Annotated in this window: 19 protein-coding genes; 13 read left to right on the plus strand and 6 right to left on the minus strand. The window is 66.6% G+C overall.

Annotated elements, in window-relative coordinates; translation table 11 throughout:
• The first annotated feature begins 3 nt into the window (after window positions 1–3).
• Genes ACEOAB_RS19350 through ACEOAB_RS19375 form a run of 6 tightly spaced genes read left to right on the plus strand, consistent with a single transcriptional unit; the run spans window position 4 to window position 3,755 of the window.
• Window positions 4–927, plus strand: coding sequence for an alpha/beta fold hydrolase (locus tag ACEOAB_RS19350; RefSeq protein ID WP_495653049.1), 924 nt, complete (start codon window positions 4–6; stop codon window positions 925–927).
• The gene (gene fghA, locus ACEOAB_RS19355) at window positions 924–1,802 is read left to right on the plus strand and encodes an S-formylglutathione hydrolase (protein WP_413749329.1); all 879 of its coding nucleotides are present in this window, start codon (window positions 924–926) and stop codon (window positions 1,800–1,802) included. Before ACEOAB_RS19350 ends, fghA begins: the two co-directional genes overlap by 4 nt.
• Before the next feature lie 43 nt (window positions 1,803–1,845).
• Window positions 1,846–2,340 carry a GNAT family N-acetyltransferase gene (locus ACEOAB_RS19360; protein WP_235507899.1) on the plus strand — a complete coding sequence of 165 codons (495 nt, stop codon included), beginning with the start codon at window positions 1,846–1,848 and terminating at the stop codon, window positions 2,338–2,340.
• A gap of 25 nt (window positions 2,341–2,365) precedes the next feature.
• Window positions 2,366–2,755 (plus strand): VOC family protein, encoded by a 390-nt coding sequence (locus ACEOAB_RS19365; RefSeq protein ID WP_056590019.1) that lies wholly within the window; start codon window positions 2,366–2,368, stop codon window positions 2,753–2,755.
• Window positions 2,752–3,147, plus strand: coding sequence for a TfoX/Sxy family protein (locus tag ACEOAB_RS19370; protein ID WP_056590016.1), 396 nt, complete (start codon window positions 2,752–2,754; stop codon window positions 3,145–3,147). The genes ACEOAB_RS19365 and ACEOAB_RS19370 overlap by 4 nt, the downstream gene beginning before the upstream one ends.
• Entirely contained in the window at window positions 3,144–3,755 is a 612-nt protein-coding gene (locus ACEOAB_RS19375) for a 3'-5' exonuclease (RefSeq protein WP_413749330.1), read from the plus strand. The genes ACEOAB_RS19370 and ACEOAB_RS19375 overlap by 4 nt, the downstream gene beginning before the upstream one ends.
• A gap of 5 nt (window positions 3,756–3,760) precedes the next feature.
• Here the strand turns inward: ACEOAB_RS19375 and ACEOAB_RS19380 are convergent, their stop codons facing one another.
• Together ACEOAB_RS19380 and ACEOAB_RS19385 are read right to left on the minus strand one after the other, a co-directional pair.
• Complete coding sequence (locus tag ACEOAB_RS19380; protein WP_413749331.1) at window positions 3,761–4,489, minus strand: alpha/beta fold hydrolase; 729 nt, start codon at window positions 4,487–4,489, stop codon at window positions 3,761–3,763.
• Window positions 4,490–4,588: 99 nt separating this feature from the next.
• On the minus strand, window positions 4,589–5,560 hold the full coding sequence (locus ACEOAB_RS19385) for an AraC-like ligand-binding domain-containing protein (protein ID WP_056590411.1): 972 nt from the start codon (window positions 5,558–5,560) through the stop codon (window positions 4,589–4,591).
• 145 nt (window positions 5,561–5,705) lie between these two features.
• Between ACEOAB_RS19385 and gnd the strand changes: the two genes are divergently transcribed.
• The gene (gnd, locus tag ACEOAB_RS19390; protein WP_413750594.1) at window positions 5,706–7,127 is read left to right on the plus strand and encodes a decarboxylating NADP(+)-dependent phosphogluconate dehydrogenase; all 1,422 of its coding nucleotides are present in this window, start codon (window positions 5,706–5,708) and stop codon (window positions 7,125–7,127) included.
• 58 nt (window positions 7,128–7,185) lie between these two features.
• On the opposite strand, the gene ACEOAB_RS19395 is transcribed toward gnd, so the two are convergent.
• From ACEOAB_RS19395 to ACEOAB_RS19405, 3 genes are all read right to left on the minus strand, one after another.
• Window positions 7,186–7,887, minus strand: a complete 702-nt coding sequence (locus ACEOAB_RS19395; protein WP_056590004.1) for a hypothetical protein — start codon at window positions 7,885–7,887, stop codon at window positions 7,186–7,188.
• Window positions 7,888–8,226: 339 nt separating this feature from the next.
• Complete coding sequence (locus ACEOAB_RS19400; protein ID WP_413750593.1) at window positions 8,227–9,153, minus strand: LysR family transcriptional regulator; 927 nt, start codon at window positions 9,151–9,153, stop codon at window positions 8,227–8,229.
• A 390-nt stretch (window positions 9,154–9,543) separates the two neighbouring features.
• A complete protein-coding gene (locus tag ACEOAB_RS19405; protein ID WP_413750592.1) occupies window positions 9,544–10,638 on the minus strand; it encodes a PA0069 family radical SAM protein in 1,095 nt (364 codons plus the stop codon).
• Window positions 10,639–10,754: 116 nt separating this feature from the next.
• Between ACEOAB_RS19405 and ACEOAB_RS19410 the strand changes: the two genes are divergently transcribed.
• From ACEOAB_RS19410 to ACEOAB_RS19435, 6 genes are read left to right on the plus strand one after another with little or no spacing between them, the layout of a single operon-like run.
• Window positions 10,755–11,357, plus strand: a complete 603-nt coding sequence (locus ACEOAB_RS19410) for a GbsR/MarR family transcriptional regulator (RefSeq protein ID WP_413750591.1) — start codon at window positions 10,755–10,757, stop codon at window positions 11,355–11,357.
• 60 nt (window positions 11,358–11,417) lie between these two features.
• Window positions 11,418–11,840, plus strand: a complete 423-nt coding sequence (locus ACEOAB_RS19415) for a thiol-disulfide oxidoreductase DCC family protein (RefSeq protein ID WP_413750590.1) — start codon at window positions 11,418–11,420, stop codon at window positions 11,838–11,840.
• 32 nt (window positions 11,841–11,872) lie between these two features.
• Window positions 11,873–12,832, plus strand: coding sequence for an SAM-dependent methyltransferase (locus ACEOAB_RS19420; protein ID WP_495653050.1), 960 nt, complete (start codon window positions 11,873–11,875; stop codon window positions 12,830–12,832).
• Between the two features lie 42 nt (window positions 12,833–12,874).
• On the plus strand, window positions 12,875–13,939 hold the full coding sequence (locus ACEOAB_RS19425; protein ID WP_413748360.1) for an SRPBCC family protein: 1,065 nt from the start codon (window positions 12,875–12,877) through the stop codon (window positions 13,937–13,939).
• Window positions 13,936–14,568 carry a DUF4166 domain-containing protein gene (locus ACEOAB_RS19430; protein WP_413748359.1) on the plus strand — a complete coding sequence of 211 codons (633 nt, stop codon included), beginning with the start codon at window positions 13,936–13,938 and terminating at the stop codon, window positions 14,566–14,568. The genes ACEOAB_RS19425 and ACEOAB_RS19430 overlap by 4 nt, the downstream gene beginning before the upstream one ends.
• A 7-nt stretch (window positions 14,569–14,575) precedes the next feature.
• On the plus strand, window positions 14,576–14,923 hold the full coding sequence (locus ACEOAB_RS19435; RefSeq protein WP_413748358.1) for a DOPA 4,5-dioxygenase family protein: 348 nt from the start codon (window positions 14,576–14,578) through the stop codon (window positions 14,921–14,923).
• Here ACEOAB_RS19435 and ACEOAB_RS19440 read toward each other — a convergent pair.
• The gene (locus ACEOAB_RS19440; RefSeq protein WP_413748357.1) at window positions 14,920–16,239 is read right to left on the minus strand and encodes a Rieske 2Fe-2S domain-containing protein; all 1,320 of its coding nucleotides are present in this window, start codon (window positions 16,237–16,239) and stop codon (window positions 14,920–14,922) included. The genes ACEOAB_RS19435 and ACEOAB_RS19440 overlap by 4 nt on opposite strands.
• Between the last annotated feature and the right edge of the window lie 22 nt (window positions 16,240–16,261).

Genomic DNA, 16,261 nt, shown 5'->3' on the forward strand with positions numbered 1-16,261 from the left:
GCCATGACCCGCATGGAGCCCTTGCGCAAGATCGAGGCCGGTGTGCTCGAAGTCGCGTACTTCGAAACCGGCCCCGCCGATGGCCCGCCGGTGCTGCTGATGCACGGCTTTCCGTACGACATCCACACGTATGCCGAAGTCGCGCCGATGCTGGCCGACCAGGGCTGCCGCGCGATCGTGCCGTACCTGCGCGGCTACGGCGCCACGCGCTTCCTGAGCGAGGCCACGCCGCGCTCGGGCGAGCAGGCCGCGCTGGGCGCCGACCTGCTCGCGCTGCTCGATGCGCTGAAGATCGAGCGCGCGGTGCTGGCCGGCTACGACTGGGGCGGCCGCGCCGCCTGCGTGGTCGCGGCGCTGTGGCCCGAACGCGTCGCGGGGCTGGTGTCCTTCAACAGCTACAACATCCAGGACATTGCCAAGGCGATGGAGCCAGACACGCCGGCCAACGAGCACAGCCTCTGGTACCAGTACTACTTCCACAGCGAGCGCGGCCGCGCCGGCCTCGGGAAAGACCGCAAGGCGCTCACGAAGCTGCTGTGGAAGCTGTGGTCGCCCACGTGGAAATTCGATGACGCCACTTTCGAGCGCAGCGCCGCCGCCTTCGACCATCCCGACTTCGTGGACGTGGTAATCCAGTCGTACCGCCATCGCTTCGGCCTCGTGCCGGGCGACCCGGCCTATGCGTATATCGAACGCCGCCTGTCGGCCCAACCCACGATCACAGTGCCCACCATCACCTTCGACGGCCTCGACGACGGCGTGCGCCCGCCCGCCGACGCAGCGGCGCACGCGCACCGCTTCAGCGGGCCGCGTTCGCACCGCCTTGTGCCCGGCGTGGGCCACAACATGCCGCAGGAAGCACCGCGCGTCTTTGCCGATGCCGTGCTCGAACTCGTGCCCGCCCTGCGCAGCCAGAACCCGCAATGACCGACAACAGCCCCAAGACCCTTTCCGAACACCATGCCTTCGGCGGCGCGCAAAGCTTCCACGAGCACCGCTCGCATGAAATCGGCCTGCCGATGCGCTTCTCGGTGTACCTGCCGCCGCAGGTCGCACACGAGCGCGTGCCCGCCCTGCTCTACCTCGCGGGCCTGACCTGCAACGAGGAAACCTTCGCGGTGAAGGCCGGCGCACAGCGCATGGCCGCGAGCCTGGGCATCGCGCTGATCGCGCCCGACACCAGCCCGCGCGGCCCTGCCGTCGAATGCGTGCCCGGCGCGAAGGACGACTGGGACTTCGGCATCGGCGCCGGCTTCTACCTCGACGCCACGCGCGAACCCTGGGCCACGCACTGGCGCATGGAAAGCTGGATCGTGCACGAGCTGCTGCCGCTGGTGGCCCGGCACTTCGCCATCGATGGCGAGCGCATCGGCATCTCCGGCCACTCGATGGGCGGCCACGGTGCACTCACGCTGGCGCTGCGGCATCCGGGGCGCTTCAAGTCGCTCTCGGCCTTTGCGCCGATCTGCGCCCCCACGCAGTGCCCATGGGGCGAGAAGGCGTTCGGCGGCTACCTGGGCCGCCCCGGCGCCGACCGCGCCCAGTGGCTGGCGCACGACGCCAGCGCGCTCATGAAATCGCAGGTCGCGGCGCCCTACCCGCAAGGCATCCTCGTCGACCAGGGCCTGGCCGACAAGTTCCTCGCCGAGCAGTTGCACCCCGAGGCGTTCGAGGCCGCCTGCTTCGCAGCCGGCCAGCCGCTCACGCTGCGCCGCCACGCGGGCTACGACCACGGCTACTACTTCATCCAGAGCTTCATGGCCGACCACATCGCGCACCACGCGCAAACGCTGCGCGCGTAAAGCCTCATCGACCGCGGCGGCCTCGCGCCGTATCATGAAACACATGTCCGCCGCCCAAATTCCCGCCTTCCATCTGCGGTCGCGCGAAGGCACCGCCGAAGAGAACATGGTGCTGGCCGGCATCTGGCGCCGCGCGTGGATCGCGGCCAACCGGGGCCTCCCCCATATCGAACCGATCGCCCACTGGCTGCGCCGCGTGCAGACCGAATTCGGGTCGCCCGCCGACGTGGTGCTGGCGGAGCGCGACGGGCAGGTGCTGGCGTTCATGGTGCTGCTGGAGCGCAGCGAGTACGTGGCGCAACTCTTCGTCGAGCCCCACCTGCGCAACCAGGGCTTGGGCAAGGCCTTGCTCGACGAGGCCTGCGTTCGCTTTCCGACCGGCTGGTGGCTGCACGTGGCCGCCACCAACACGCCGGCGCAGCGCTTCTACGAGCGTTATGGCCTCCAGCGCGGCGCGGTCGACCGCCATCCGGCGAGCGGCCGCGAACGCATCGCCTACCATTGGTCGCCCTCGCGCCCGCCATGGCGCATCGGCTGAATCCATTCCAATTTTTCCCCGCTCCATGCGCATCGACCACATCGCACTCTGGACCACCGATCTCGAGCGCTGCAAGCGCTTCTATGTCGACTATTTCGGCGCCACCGCCGGCGCGGGCTACGTCAACCCGGCCAAGGGCTTTGCCTCGTGCTTCCTGAGCCTTGGCGACGGCGCACGCATCGAGGCCATGACGACGAGCACGCTCTCTCCCGTGACGGCGGAGGCCGGGGCACAGCGCATGGGCTGGACGCACCTCGCGATCAGCGTGGGCTCCGACGCGGCAGTCGACGAACTCACGCAACGCCTGAAGACCGACGGCCATCCGCTGCTCGACGGCCCGCGCCGCACCGGCGACGGCTACTACGAAAGCGTGGTGCTGGACCCGGACGGCAACCGCATCGAGATCACGGCATGAGCGATTTCGTCGATAGCCTGCACGAAACCTTCGAGCGCCTGGGCCGCATCCGCACGCGCCGCATGTTCGGCGGCCATGGCGTGTGGCACGAGGACCGCATGATCGCCCTCGTGGCCAACGACACGCTCTACCTCAAGTCGGATGCCGAGAGCGCGCCGTACTTCGACGCGCTCGACCTGCCGCCGTTCACCTACGTGCGCCAGGGCCAGTCGATGCCGATGTCGTACCGGCAAGCCCCGGCGGACCTGTTCGAGGACCGGCACGAAGCCGCACTCTGGGGCCGCCGCGCCTACGAGGCGGCGCTGCGCTCGGGCCAGCCGCCGAAGCCGAAGAAAACACCCGCCAGGAAAGCCGCAGTGAAGAAAAAGACAAGCAAGGCAGCCTCCCGGTGAGCGCCCACAACCCGACGCTCCCGCCCCTTCCCGAACGCGAACAGATCGCGCTGCTCGAACCCTTCGAAGGCCTCGGTCCCAAGGACATCGTCGTCGTCACCACGCTGCAGGAGGCCGAGCGCGCGGCCGCCACGCTGCTGGCAGCCGGCATCGCCGGCTTCGACACCGAATCGAAGCCCACCTTCGCGAAGAACGAGGTATCGGGCGGCCCGCACGTGGTGCAGTTCTCGACGCGCGACACGGCGTGGCTGTTCCAGCTGCACCGCACCGAGTGCAACCCGGTGGTGGCCGCGCTGATCGCCTCGGCCGAGCTGCGCAAGGTCGGCTTCGGCCTCTCGGGCGATCTCACGCTGATCCGCCTGCGGCTCGGCATCGAGCCGAAGGCGGTGTTCGACATCGACACCGAATTCCGCCACCGCGGCTACCGCAAGTCGGTCGGCGTGAAGGCGGCCGTGGCGCTGGTGTTCAACCGCCGCTTCATCAAGTCGCGCAAGGCGACCACGTCGAACTGGGCCAACCGGCAGCTCACCGAGGCGCAGATCCGCTACGCGGCCAACGACGCCTACGCATCCATCCGCGTGTACGACGCGCTCTTCGGCGGCAACTGACTGGGTCAGTCCCGCCCCGCCTCCAGGATCGCCTGCGCGAGCCGCCCTGGATTCGAGAAGAACATCTCGTGGCTGCCGGGGCACTCCACCAAGCGGAACAGGCCCAGCCGCTCCGACAGGCGCGGATGCCACGGCATGCCGTGCGGCATCGCGGTGTCCTGCTGGCAGTTGAGGTACGACTTGCCCAGCGCCAGCGCGGCCAGCGGCTGCCGCAGCCTGATCTTGTCGGTGAAGGTGCGGTACGGATGCGGGTTGAGCTTTTCGTAGGCCGCCTGCGCGGTCGCCAGGTCGGCGTCGTTGATGAAGGCTTCCCGCCAGATCTCGAAAGGCAGGGTCACCGCGTTGGCATTGGCCGCCGCCACGGCGTCGAACATCGCGACGTAGGGCGGCGGCACCATGTCGTTGAGCGACTCGCCATCGAGCGGCACGAAGGCGTTGATGTACACCAGCCGCTTCAGGCGCGGCGCGATGCGGTCCGCCACGCCCGAGATCACCATGCCGCCGTAGCTGTGGCCCGCGAGGCGGACCTCGGTGAGGTTCTTCTCCTCGATGTAGCGCACGGCCGAGGCGATCGCATCTTCCAGCGTGGTGCTGGCGCGGTCGTCGCCGGGGTTGTTGCCCGCGAGCGTGGGGCAGTACGCGGTGTGGCCGGCTGCGCGCAGGCCGTCGGCCACGGCTTCGATCTCGGCGCCGGTATGCCACGCGCCGTGGACCAGAACGTAGGTGTCGGACATGGGTGTCTCTTTCGTTGTTGCGATGGAGAGGAACTTTAGGAACAGGGCGATGCCGCGAATGGCCGATGCCTGCCACGCGGATGGCCGGTTCGCGCCAGTTCAGCGCCGGCGCCGCAGTTCGCCGGGTGTGGAGCCCAGGTGCGCGCGGCATTGGCGAACAAAGTGTGAAGCATCGGCCAGGCCCACGCGATACCCGATTTGGGCGATGCCCAGCCGGTCGAAACGTGCATCAGCGAGCATGCGGCGCGCCGCCGCCATGCGGAAACCGGCCAACGCAACAGCGAAGGTGGTGGAGCTCTCAGCGACACTTTCACCGCCGCCAGCCAGGCAGCGATGCAGGCTGCGCTCCGAAATGCCCAGCCCGCGCGCCACGCTCGCGGCCGTCAGGCCCGGCTCCGCATGCCTCTCCCGCGTGGCGTCGAGCACGCGGCGGCGCAGTGCCGCCCTGCCCTTGTCGGGTGCATCCGCGAAGCCGCTGCCGGTGGCCAGCGCCAGCAGGCCGCCGAGCTGGTCGCTCAGCAGTTCGGCGGGCATCGGCGGCCTGGCCGCCAGCTCCGGCGAGAGCTGCCGCACGAAGCCGCACAGCACGCCACCCCAGCTCGAATGCCCGTCGATGCGCCGCGCCACCTGGTCGCCCGCGTCGGGAATCCACGCATCGACCCAGGCGGTCGGCAGTTCGAGCGAGATGGTGTCCGCCGACTGCAGCAGGTGGAATTCGTAGAGCCGGCGCGAATCGACCAGTACCGCGTCGCCCGGCAGCAGCCGCGCCGAGCGGTCGTCCTGCACGGCCACCCAGGCCGAGTCAGTCTTGCACAGCAGGTAGAAGTAGTTGTTGCGGCTGTGGGCAATGGCGCGGCGCGTGCGGTAGACGTCCTGCGCGCTGCCGCGCACCTGGTTGACGACGATGGGGCCCAGCGGCGCCGATTCCAGCGTGGCGCCGAAGCTGCCCGCCACCGGGCTGGTCACGTCCATCTCCAGGAAGCCCTCGCAGACCGCACCCACCCAGTAGTCCAGCCGCTGCGCGGGCGGCACGGCGTCGGTGGACCAGCGGTGGATGGCAGCGTCGTTCATGCGCGCCAACATACCCAAGCCATGCCCGCTTGCCAAGCGGGAATAAACCGCCCGCGGCCCTGTCCCGGGCCTGACACCGGCAAAATGTGCCGCAAACCAAACCGGTGCGCTGGCATTCCGGCGCACGCACATGAAAGAACGGGCCATGAGCAACAAAAGCGATTTCGGATTGATCGGCCTGGCCGTGATGGGCCAGAACCTTGTGCTGAACGTGGAAAGCCGCGGCTTCCAGGTCAGCGTGTACAACCGCACCGAGGCGACCACCGAAGCCTTCATCGCGGCCAACCCCGGCAAGAAGCTGGTCGGCGCGAAGACGCTCGAGGAGTTCGTGCAGAGCCTGGCCAGGCCCCGCAAGATCCAGATCATGGTGAAAGCCGGCGCGCCGGTCGACCAGGTGATCGAACAGCTCATTCCACTGCTCGACAAGGACGACATCGTCATCGACGGCGGCAACAGCCTCTACACCGACACCGAGCGCCGCGACGCCTACCTTGCAGCCAAGGGCCTGCGTTTCATCGGCGCGGGCGTGTCGGGCGGCGAGGAAGGCGCGCGCAAGGGCCCGTCGATCATGCCGGGCGGTCCGCTTTCCACCTGGGAGGTGATGAAGCCTATCTTCGAGAGCATCGCGGCCAAGGTGGACGGCGAGCCCTGCGTGATCCACATCGGCCCCGGCGGTGCCGGCCACTACGTGAAGATGGTGCACAACGGCATCGAGTACGGCGACATGCAGCTGATCTGCGAGGCCTACAGCCTGTTCAAGGCGGCCGGTTTCAGCACGGACGAGATGGCAGCGATCTTCAACGAATGGAACAACGGCGAGCTGCAGAGCTATCTGATCCAGATCACCGCCAAGGCGCTCGAACAGAAGGACCCGGAAACGGGCAAGCCCATCGTCGACCTCATCCTCGACAAGGCGGGCCAGAAGGGCACGGGCCAGTGGACGCTGATCAACGCGGCCGAGAACGCAGTGGTCATCAGCACCATCAACGCCGCGGTCGAGGCGCGCGTGCTGTCGTCGCAGAAGAAGGCGCGCGTGGCGGCGAGCAAGCTGCTGCAGGGCCCGAAGATCGAACTCTCGCTCGAGAAGAAGGCGCTGGTGGCCAAGGTGCACGACGCGCTGTATGCGTCCAAGGTGATCAGCTACACGCAGGGCTTCGACCTCATCAAGACGATGGGCGACAAGAAGCAATGGAAGCTCGACCTCGGCGGCATCGCCTCCATCTGGCGCGGCGGCTGCATCATCCGCGCGCGCTTCCTCAACCGCATCACCGACGCCTTCCGCACCGACCCGGCGCTGGGCAACCTGATGCTCGATCCGTTCTTCAAGGACCTGCTGAACCGCACGCAGCAGAACTGGCGCGAGGTGGTGGCGCTGGCGGTGAGCAACGGCATTCCGGTGCCTGCGTTCAGCGCCTCGCTGGCCTACTACGACAGCTACCGCACGGAGCGCCTGCCGGCGAACCTGCTGCAGGCGCAGCGCGACTTCTTCGGCGCGCACACGTATGAGCGCACCGACAAGCCCGAAGGACAGTTCTTCCATACGGACTGGCCTGAAGTCATCGGGTGAGTTGGCTCTCGTGGCGCGGCAGGACCGGACCTCCCTCAGAAGTTCCCTCATCCTTCCTTCAGCATGAGGTTCGCAGGCCCAGCCGGCGGCGGATGCCGTTCATGAGACCTATCCCGAAGTCGCGTCGCACTGCCCCGTCGCTGCGCGGCGCGTAGGAAGGCACCGCCGGCCCCACATGCAGTTCAAGCACGCCGGCTGCTTGCAGGGAATGCAGGAATAAAACGCACTGGGAGAACGGAAGCTGGCTGATGCCGGCCAGTTCGCCCGCATTCAATGCACGCCGTGCCAGCAGGCTCGCCATGCGGATGTTGTCGAGGTCGTTGCGCAACAGCAGGGCTGGCGGCCAGCGGCGAAGCATGAAGCGGACCGAATCGGAAACTTCGATCTCCAGGGCGGCTGCGTCGTCCAGCGTCAACCGCGCGGGCGTCGCCTCGCGCAGCGCGTGCTCGGTGCTCTTGAGCCATTGCTGCAGCCTGTCGGCACGTATCGGCCGCTCCAGCGTGTCCGGCTTTCCGCCCGAATGCATGCGCGTGAGCCTGAGCACGGCAGCGGCCATGCCGGCCACCTGCGGGCAACCCTCTTCCACGGCGGCACCATCGACCAGCAGCGCGTCGTACGGCGGCGCATTGACCAGCTGCCACGGGAACGCGGCGTCGCTCGCATACAGCCGCACGATCGTCTGGATCACGACGACTTCGGCAAGCGGCAGCTTGTAGACGCCGAGCCTCAGCGATGGGCATGTCCTGCTTGCAGCGCTCATGTCAGTTCACCACCCGCACTTCGTGCCAATTCGATCAATTTGCATCCACTATCTCCCTTGCTAAATAAAGTTCGACCCATCTTGAAAACGATGAAAATGGATGAATTGGCCTGTGCTGAAAGAGGCGTCCCATTCGAAGCCGTCCGCAAGGACATTCCGCATGAAACAAATCAGCGCATGCGACAATTTTTTACTACTTTATGACTCGTTGCTAGCGCCGCCAGTGAGGTTCAGCCACTCAGTTTTGAGGCAATGGGCATGACATATTGCATGTCATGCACCAAGAAAAAGCTCAATTCCCCAATATGGGTCGCGTCAATTGAGGCCACCCGCCCTCGCTCACGCCGGCTCCGCGCTGGCCAGCGGCAGCCATTCCTGCAGGCAGAGTTTTTCCACCGCCATGTCGACGAATGCCGAAACTGCCAGGGGACGCTGCTGGCGGCTGGGATACACCACGCTCATGCCGCGGCCCGCTCGCATGTACTGCGGCAGCACGGGCACCAGCTGGCCCGTGGCCACTTCCGATGCCGTCAGGACCGCCGGCAACGCGACGATGCCGAGCCCGGCGCAGGCGGCCCTGCGCAGCGCCACCTGCACATTGCTGGTGAAGCGCCCTCTCACTCGCACCTCTTCCTCTGTACCGTCAGGCCCCTGCATGCGCCAGATGGCGTGGCTGCCGGTTTCCGGTGGCTGCGTCAGGCATTCGTGCTCGCTCAGCTCTTGCAGAGTGCCGGGTACACCGTGCGCCGCCAGGTAGGCAGGGCTGGCCAGGAGGCCAGCGTCGCTCGCGAAAATCCTTCGGGAAACGTAGCTCGAGTCCGCCAGTGGGCCAATGCGAAACGCCACGTCGATGCGATCGGCAATGAGATCCGCCGGGACATCGCTGAGAACGAAGTCGAGTTGGACCAAAGGATGTGCATCGAGAAACGCCGTCACCCATTCCATCTCGAAGTATTCGAAGAAGCTGGCCGATGCAGCCACCCGTACCGGGCCGCACGGCTCCTGGCTGCCGGAGACGTGCGATTGCCCCGCTTCGATCAGCTCCTCGACCGCGGGGCCGCATCGTTCGCGAAAGGTTTCTCCCGCGCTGGTCAGCGTCAGTTTGCGGGTCGAGCGCTGCATCAGCCGGGTGCCCAGGCGCGCCTCGAGCTGCTGGATGCGGCGGCTCACCGTTGCCGAGGGCATGCGCAGCTGCCGCGCCGCCTCGGCAAAACTGCCGAAGCGCGCGACTTGGACGAACATTGCGACTTCATTCAGGTCGAGCACGAGATTCTTTCTGTCAATAGGTGATTTCAAATTTGCTTGCGCGCTTCGATTTATCAATTCCGTTTTTGCTATCGATCAATCACTGCTTTGCAATCGATCAAAATCTATCAGGCGCGGATACAATTACAAGAAACTGAGCAGCAACTGACCAATTATCATCGACGGGTGCCTCCGCAAAATAAACTTCAAATAGGCCATCGCCGCGAGCTATTCCGCGCGGCCGCCATTTATAGGGAAATAGCGGATAGTTGATCTAATCCACTATCTCCGCCAAGACGTTTTTTCCGCAATTGGCCTTTTGCCGATTCATATATAAATCTTTGCGGGACAAATGGCCCGGCAGGGCGGGGCCGTGGTCCACCTTGTCCACCGGGCCTCCAGCCCGCACACCTAGAACAAACTGCCCTGCCCCACCGCGCCCGGCGGCCGGAACGCGGTGATGTCCAGCGGAATGCGCTCGCGGTTGAAGCCGAGGCGTTTCGCGGCCTTCTCGAAACGCTGGTGGATCAGGTCGGCCCACAGACCCGAGCCTTTCATGCGCGTGGCGAAGTCGGCGTCGTAGTCCTTGCCGCCGCGCATCTCGTGGATGCGCGCCATGATGCGGTCGGCGCGCTGCGGATAGTGCAGCGCAAGCCATTCCTTGAAGAGCGGCGCCACCTCCCAGGGCAGCCGCACCACCGTGTAGAAGGCGCTGCGCGCGCCGGCCTCCCACGCGGCCTCGAGCACCAGTTCCATGTCTTCGGTCACGAAGGGAATCTGCGGCGCCACGCTCACACCCACCGGCACGCCGGCCGCGGCCAGCGTGCGGATGGTGCGCAGCCGCCGATGCGGCGCTGCGGCGCGCGGCTCCAGTTTGCGGGCGAGTTCGCCGTCGAGCGTGGTCACGGTGACATACACGGCCGCAAGGCGGTCGGCCGCCATGGGCGCGATCAGGTCGAGGTCGCGCTCGATGGCGCTCGACTTGGTGACCAGCGCGAACGGGTGCCGCGTTTCCTTCAGCAGTTCGATGATCGAGCGCGTGAGCCGCAGTTCGCGCTCGATGGGCTGGTAGCAGTCGGTGGCGGTTCCGATGGCGACGTGGCTGGGTCGATAGCTCCTGCGCCCAAGTTCGGCGCGCAGCACCTCGACGATGTTGCGCTTGGCGATGAGCTTGGTCTCGAAGTCGAGGCCCGGAGAGAGATTCAGGTAGCTGTGCGTGGGCCGGGCAAAGCAATAAATGCAGCCATGCTCGCAGCCGCGGTACGGATTGATCGAGCGGTCGAAGGGGACGTCGGGCGAGTCGTTCTCGTTGAGCACCGACTTCACGTCCTCGAAGCGGATCTCGGTGGCGATGGGCTGCAGCTCGTCGGCCTCGGCCACGCTTTCTTCGAGCGTGCCCCAGCCGTCGTCGAAGGCGTTGCGCTCGTCCTTCGAAAAACGATGCGCGAGTTGCGTGACCGCACCGCGGCCCTTGATGACGTGAATGGGAATCCGTGCAGTTGGCATGACAGCTCCTTGGCTTGAATACTGTGTATTCATACAGTATTTCACCGATTCACATTCGTCGCCGATTTTTCTATTTCTCTATTGACAGAAATTTCGTAAATCCTAAACTCGACGCCATGGAACTCACCGACATTCAACGCAAGTTCGTGCTGCACTGGGGTGAAATGGGCTCGATGTGGGGCGTCAATCGCACCGTCTCGCAGATCCACGCGCTGCTCTTCGCGCACGGCAAGCCGATGAACGCGGAGGAACTGAGCGAAACGCTCGGCGTGGCCCGCTCCAACATCAGCAACAGCCTCAAGGAGCTGCAGGCCTGGAACCTCGTGCGCGTGACCCACACGCTGGGCGATCGCCGCGACTATTTCGAGACCAGCGTCGACGTGTGGGAGCTGTTCCGCACCGTCGTGCGCGAGCGCAAGGAACGCGAGTTCGACCCGACCGTGCGCGTGCTGCGCGAACTGGTTTCCAGCCCCGACTTCCAGAAGGAGCCCGCCGATGCGCAGGACCGCATCCGCTCCACCATGGAACTCATGGACAAGCTCGCCACCTGGGCCGACGAAATGCTGCGGCTGTCGCCCGGCACGCTCGACAAGGTGATGACGCTGGGCGCCAGCGTGCAGAAGTTCGTTCGCGGCGAATCGGCGTCGCCCGGCAAGGGCGGCAAGGGCGGCAAGGGCGATGACCCCGACGCGCACCATGCCAGCCTGCCGATGATCTGAGGTCTCTTTTTTTGCCCATTCATTTCTGTTTTGACAGAAATATCGATAACCAAGAACACCATGAGCCGCCCCGCCCTTCCCGCCTACCCGCTCACGATCTACTTCGACGCCAGCTGCGCGATCTGCTCGGCCGAAATGGGCAGCCTCAAGGCGCGCGACGCGGCAGGCCGGCTGCAACTGGTCGACTGCTCGCCAGCGGCGTTCAGCAGCGGTCCGGCCCCGCGCAGCGCGCTGATGGCGGCCATCCACGTATCGGACGCCGAAGGCCGGGTCTTCGTCGGCGTGCCGGCGATCCGCATCTGCCGCACGGCGGTCGGCCTGTCCAGCGGCGGCTTCCTGCTCGACCTGCCTCTGGTCGCGCCACTGGCCGACCGCGCCTATGCGCTGCTGGCGCGCAACCGCTACCGCATTCCGCGCTGGCTGGCCGCAAGGCTGGCGGGGCGCGTCGCGCCCTCCTGCGACGACGGCAACTGCCGCCTCTGAAAACCAACGAACAACCATCTGAGGGAATCGCCATGTCCACTGTTTTCCGGCCCGACCTCCGCACGCCCCACGAAACGACCCTGCGTATGCCGGCGAGCCACGCTAGCGCGCCCATCACGGCCGAGGACACGCAGGACTACTTCACCGAAGTCGCAGTCGACTACAGCGCGTGGAGCCCCAGCTACAACATGCACTTCGGCTTCTGGCGCGCGGGCCTGAACCCGCTGCGGCGCGAAGGCATGCTGGTGGAAATGAACCGCGTGGTCGGCCGCGCGCTGCAGCTCGGCCAGGCACGGCCCGGCAGCGCGGCGCAACGCCGCTGCGTGATCGACCTGGGCTGCGGCGCCGGCGCCACCGCGCGCACGCTGGTCGGCGACAACCCTTCGCTGTATGCCATCACCGTGACCAACGTTGCCGTGCAGAACCGCATCGCCGCGAAGCTCGACGCCGCCGCCGGCGTGGCCGACCGCATGGCGCACCTCGAAGCCGACTACACCCGCACCGGACTGCCCGCCGCACAGGCCGATGGCGCGTGGGCCATCGAGAGCGCCTGCTATGCCGACGGCACCGGCAAGGCCGACTTCATCCGGGAAGCCGCGCGGCTGCTGAAGCCCGGCGCGCGCCTCGCGGTCGTCGACGGTTTCCTGCTTCGCCGCAGCCCCGGTCGCCTCGCGGGCTGGCTGCACCGCCTGTGGGCCGACAGCTGGGCCGTTCCCACACTGGCCGTGCGCGAAGACTTCATCGCTGCGCTGCACGAGCACGGTTTCGACGACGTGGAAGTGAAGTCGCTGCGTTGGCGCGTCGCGCCCAGCGCGCTGCACATCCCGGTGCTGGCCACGCGCTTCACGCTGGCCGAACTCTGGAAGGCGCGCGGCAAGCTCAGCCCATGGCGGCGCAAGCACATCGTGGCCAGCTACTGCGCATTGGCGCTGGGCATGTTCTGGCGCGACTTCGACTACTGCATGGTCACCGCCAGGCGCTGCGCCGACTGAGCGCAACACGAATACAAACAGACAGAGGAGAAGAGGCTTTTCATGCAAAACGATCCCGAAGAAAGCAGGTTCGCCGGGCTGGCCCCCGTCGAACCGCAGCCCGCGATGAGCGAAGAAGCACAGCCCAAGCCCGTTCGCGGCATGCCCTTCGGCTGGTTCTGGCCGATGGCCATCGGCGCCGCGGTCGCGCTCGTGCTGCGCCTCCTTTTCAGCAGCGCCCCCGGCAAGCCCTACTCGGCCATGCTGGCTTCCTTCGTCTACTTCGTGCCCGCGGTGTGCGGCGCGGTCACGGTGTACATGGCCGAGCGCATCGAGCGTCGCAACTGGTGGTACTACATCTGGGCGCCGTGGGTGGCAACCTCGCTCTTCGTCGGCGGAACGCTGCTGGTGTTCATCGAAGGCCTGATCTGCGCCATCGTCATCGTGCCGCTGTTCGCCACCATGGGCAGCGTGGGCGGGCTCGCGATGGGCATCGTGTGCCGCGTCACCAACTGGCCCAAGCAGGCCATCTACAGCTTCGCGATGCTGCCGCTGGTGCTCGGCGCCATCGAGCCCCAGTTGCCCAACCCCGACCGCTTCTCGAACACCTCGCGCGCGCTCTTCATCGCAGCGCCGGCCGAGCGGGTGTGGCACGAGCTCAATGCCGCGAGCGACATCCGCCCCGCCGAGGTCGGCGATGCATGGGCCTACCGCATCGGCGTGCCGATGCCCGTGTCGGGCGTGACGGTCGACACGCCCGAGGGCCGCGTGCGCCAGGTGCAGTGGCAGAAGAACGTGCATTTCGAAGAGGTCATCACCGAGTGGGAGCCCAACCGCCTGCTGAAGTGGCGCTTCCGCTTCTCGCCCGACTCCTTCCCGGCCGGCGCGCTCGACGACCACGTGATGATCGGCGGCCAGTACTTCGACCTGCACGACGCCACCTACACGCTGACACCGCGTGACGGCGGCACCGAGCTGCGCGTGGCGGTGTCGTGGCGGCTGAGCACCAGCTTCAACTGGTATGCCGACCGTGTCATGCACCTGCTGCTGGACGACGCCTCGGAGAACATCCTGCGCTTCTACAAGGCGCGCAGCGAGGCCACGGCAACGGCGGCCATCGCCGGATGACGACGGTGCAGCCCGTATTCCAGCAAGCGCTGGGCCCCGCCTGGCACCGGCTTGGCGACGTCATCCGCCGCCACTACACGATGCGGCCCTTCTCCGACGACCACGTCTGCGTGCGCGGCACCATGGACGAGGTCTGGCATGCGCCCTGGGCCGCGCTGCTGATGCCCTTCGGCCGGCTGTTCGGCGCGCTGGTGCCGCACCAGGGCAAGGAAGTGCCGATCGAGGTGCACTACCGCTGCAGCCCCGGGAACGCCACGCTCTACTGGGACCGCGTCTTCCGCTTCCGCGGCAGGCCTCCCTTCCACTTCCGCTCGCACATGAAGCACGACACGGCTCAAGGCAGCGAGGTGATCGAGTACGTACGCTTCGGCATCGGCATGCGCCTCGCTGTGAGCGCGGAAGAAGGCGCGGTGGTGTTCCGCGACATGGGCTATATCTGGCGCATCGCGGGGTTGCGCATTCCACTGCCGCTCGGCCTCTTTCTCGGCACCGCCTACGTCGAAGAACGGCCCGACCCGACCGATGCCGACCGCTTCACCATGAAGATGCTGCTGCGCCACCGCTGGTTCGGCGACGTGTTCCGCTACAGCGGGCGCTTTCACCTCGGCCCGCGAACGGGATCACAATGAGCGCACCATGCCGCGCCGTCCAGAAAACCTCTACGCCCAGTACCACGCCCACGTCTATTTCGGCCCCGACACGCTCGCGCAGGCCAAGGCCCTCTGCGAACGCGCGGGCCGCGAGCTGATGGTGGTGGTCGGCCGCGTGCACGAGCGGCTGGTTGGGCCGCATCCGCACTGGAGCTGCCAGATCGCCTTCGACGCCGCCGAGTTCGACCAGGTCATCGAATGGCTCGAGGCCAACCGCGACGGGCTCGACGTGTTCATCCATGGCGTGACGGGCGACGACCTCGCCGACCACACGACGCACGCCATGTGGCTGGGCGAGGAAAGCGAGCTCGACCTGCGGATGTTCCGCCACTAGACCTTTTCTTCTTCGGCGCCGGCGCCGTGCACCTTGAAGAAGGTGGCGCCCTCGACCTTCTGGCCGATGGCCTTCTCGTAAGCCGCACGCACATCATCCGGCTGGCCGGCCTGCCCGAAGAAGTCCTTCAGATACGGCCCCAGCAGCGGATGCGCCGCCAGTTCCTTGCGCGGCAGGCCGTTGATCATCTCGTCGCGGCATGCCGAGGGCAGGAAAACGTCACGGTTCTTCCCCGGATCGCAGATCAGCCCCTTGGGCTCGTGCGCCGGGTCGGCCTGCATCGCCTCCAGCTCCTCGAAGAAGCGGCGGCGCATCATCACGATGCCCTTGTCGCTCTGGCCCAGCTTCTCGCGCGTGCGGTCGGTGACGGTGCCCTGCCCCACCCACACCACGAAGTCCTGGTTGGCGACGTGGCTGGTGATCCAGCGGCCCGTCGCCGGGTCCTTGATGGGTCCGTACCAGGAGGGAATGCGCTCCTGCACGTACGGCTCTTGCTCGTTCGGCACGCGGCTCAGCACCCACAGCACGCTGAGCGTATGGTGGTCGTCGATGGGCACACGCCACTCGAAGTGATGGCCCAGGAAGAAGCCGTTGGGCCACAGCGTGACGCGGCCGGTGGTCCACATCACGTTGTCCTCGCGCTCGCCGCCGCGCAGGCGCTTGTAGACGAAGCCGTGCTCGAACTCCTCGAAAGCCAGCTTCAGGTGCGTCGGCACGTAGGGCCCTTCGTCGCCCTGCAGCCGCGTGGTCCAGTTGTTGTGGGTCCACTCAAAGTGCACCGGGTCGATGGAGTTCTCCTGGCACTGGAACCAGTTGCACGGAATCTCCGCGAACACCGCCTGCGCGAAGCCGTTCTTGTAGTTGAACAGCTCCCAGTCAGGCAGCAGCGGCGCGGGCTGCGGGCCCATGTAGGCCCACAGCAGGCCAGCCTTCTCCTGCACCGGGTAGGCCTTGATCTTCGTGTTCATGCGCATGCGCGCGCCGGGGTCCAGCGTTTCCTCGAAGGGCTGGTGCACGCACTGGCCGCTCTGGTCGTATTGCCAGCCGTGGTAGCTGCAGCGCAGGCCGCATTGCTCGACGTAGCCATACGACATGTCCGCGTTGCGGTGCGGGCAGCGGCGGTCGACCAGGCCGTAGTTGCCGCTCAGGTCCTTGTAGAGCACGAGGTCTTCGCCGAGGATGCGCAGCGGCTTCACGGCCTTGCCGTCGAACTCGCTGGCACCTGCGATCGGGTGCCAGTAGCGGCGCAGGTAGTCACCCATCGGCTTGCCGGGGCCCACTTCGGTCAGCAGGCGGTTTTTTTCTTCGCTCAACATTGCTTGGTCTCCTTGCTTGTCG

It is taken from the genome of Variovorax sp. Varisp53 (assembly GCF_059491555.1).

Coding starts and splice junctions, on each gene's coding strand:
- ACEOAB_RS19365 (WP_056590019.1), top strand. CDS start 2,366: ATGCGCATCGACCACATCGCACTCTGGACCACCGATCTCGAGCGCTGC.
- ACEOAB_RS19350 (WP_495653049.1), top strand. CDS start 4: ATGACCCGCATGGAGCCCTTGCGCAAGATCGAGGCCGGTGTGCTCGAA.
- ACEOAB_RS19395 (WP_056590004.1), bottom strand. CDS start 7,887: ATGAGCGCTGCAAGCAGGACATGCCCATCGCTGAGGCTCGGCGTCTAC.
- gnd (WP_413750594.1), top strand. CDS start 5,706: ATGAGCAACAAAAGCGATTTCGGATTGATCGGCCTGGCCGTGATGGGC.
- ACEOAB_RS19405 (WP_413750592.1), bottom strand. CDS start 10,638: ATGCCAACTGCACGGATTCCCATTCACGTCATCAAGGGCCGCGGTGCG.
- ACEOAB_RS19435 (WP_413748358.1), top strand. CDS start 14,576: ATGCCGCGCCGTCCAGAAAACCTCTACGCCCAGTACCACGCCCACGTC.
- ACEOAB_RS19370 (WP_056590016.1), top strand. CDS start 2,752: ATGAGCGATTTCGTCGATAGCCTGCACGAAACCTTCGAGCGCCTGGGC.
- ACEOAB_RS19420 (WP_495653050.1), top strand. CDS start 11,873: ATGTCCACTGTTTTCCGGCCCGACCTCCGCACGCCCCACGAAACGACC.
- ACEOAB_RS19440 (WP_413748357.1), bottom strand. CDS start 16,239: ATGTTGAGCGAAGAAAAAAACCGCCTGCTGACCGAAGTGGGCCCCGGC.
- ACEOAB_RS19385 (WP_056590411.1), bottom strand. CDS start 5,560: ATGAACGACGCTGCCATCCACCGCTGGTCCACCGACGCCGTGCCGCCC.
- ACEOAB_RS19380 (WP_413749331.1), bottom strand. CDS start 4,489: ATGTCCGACACCTACGTTCTGGTCCACGGCGCGTGGCATACCGGCGCC.
- ACEOAB_RS19360 (WP_235507899.1), top strand. CDS start 1,846: ATGTCCGCCGCCCAAATTCCCGCCTTCCATCTGCGGTCGCGCGAAGGC.
- fghA (WP_413749329.1), top strand. CDS start 924: ATGACCGACAACAGCCCCAAGACCCTTTCCGAACACCATGCCTTCGGC.
- ACEOAB_RS19425 (WP_413748360.1), top strand. CDS start 12,875: ATGCAAAACGATCCCGAAGAAAGCAGGTTCGCCGGGCTGGCCCCCGTC.
- ACEOAB_RS19410 (WP_413750591.1), top strand. CDS start 10,755: ATGGAACTCACCGACATTCAACGCAAGTTCGTGCTGCACTGGGGTGAA.
- ACEOAB_RS19415 (WP_413750590.1), top strand. CDS start 11,418: ATGAGCCGCCCCGCCCTTCCCGCCTACCCGCTCACGATCTACTTCGAC.
- ACEOAB_RS19430 (WP_413748359.1), top strand. CDS start 13,936: ATGACGACGGTGCAGCCCGTATTCCAGCAAGCGCTGGGCCCCGCCTGG.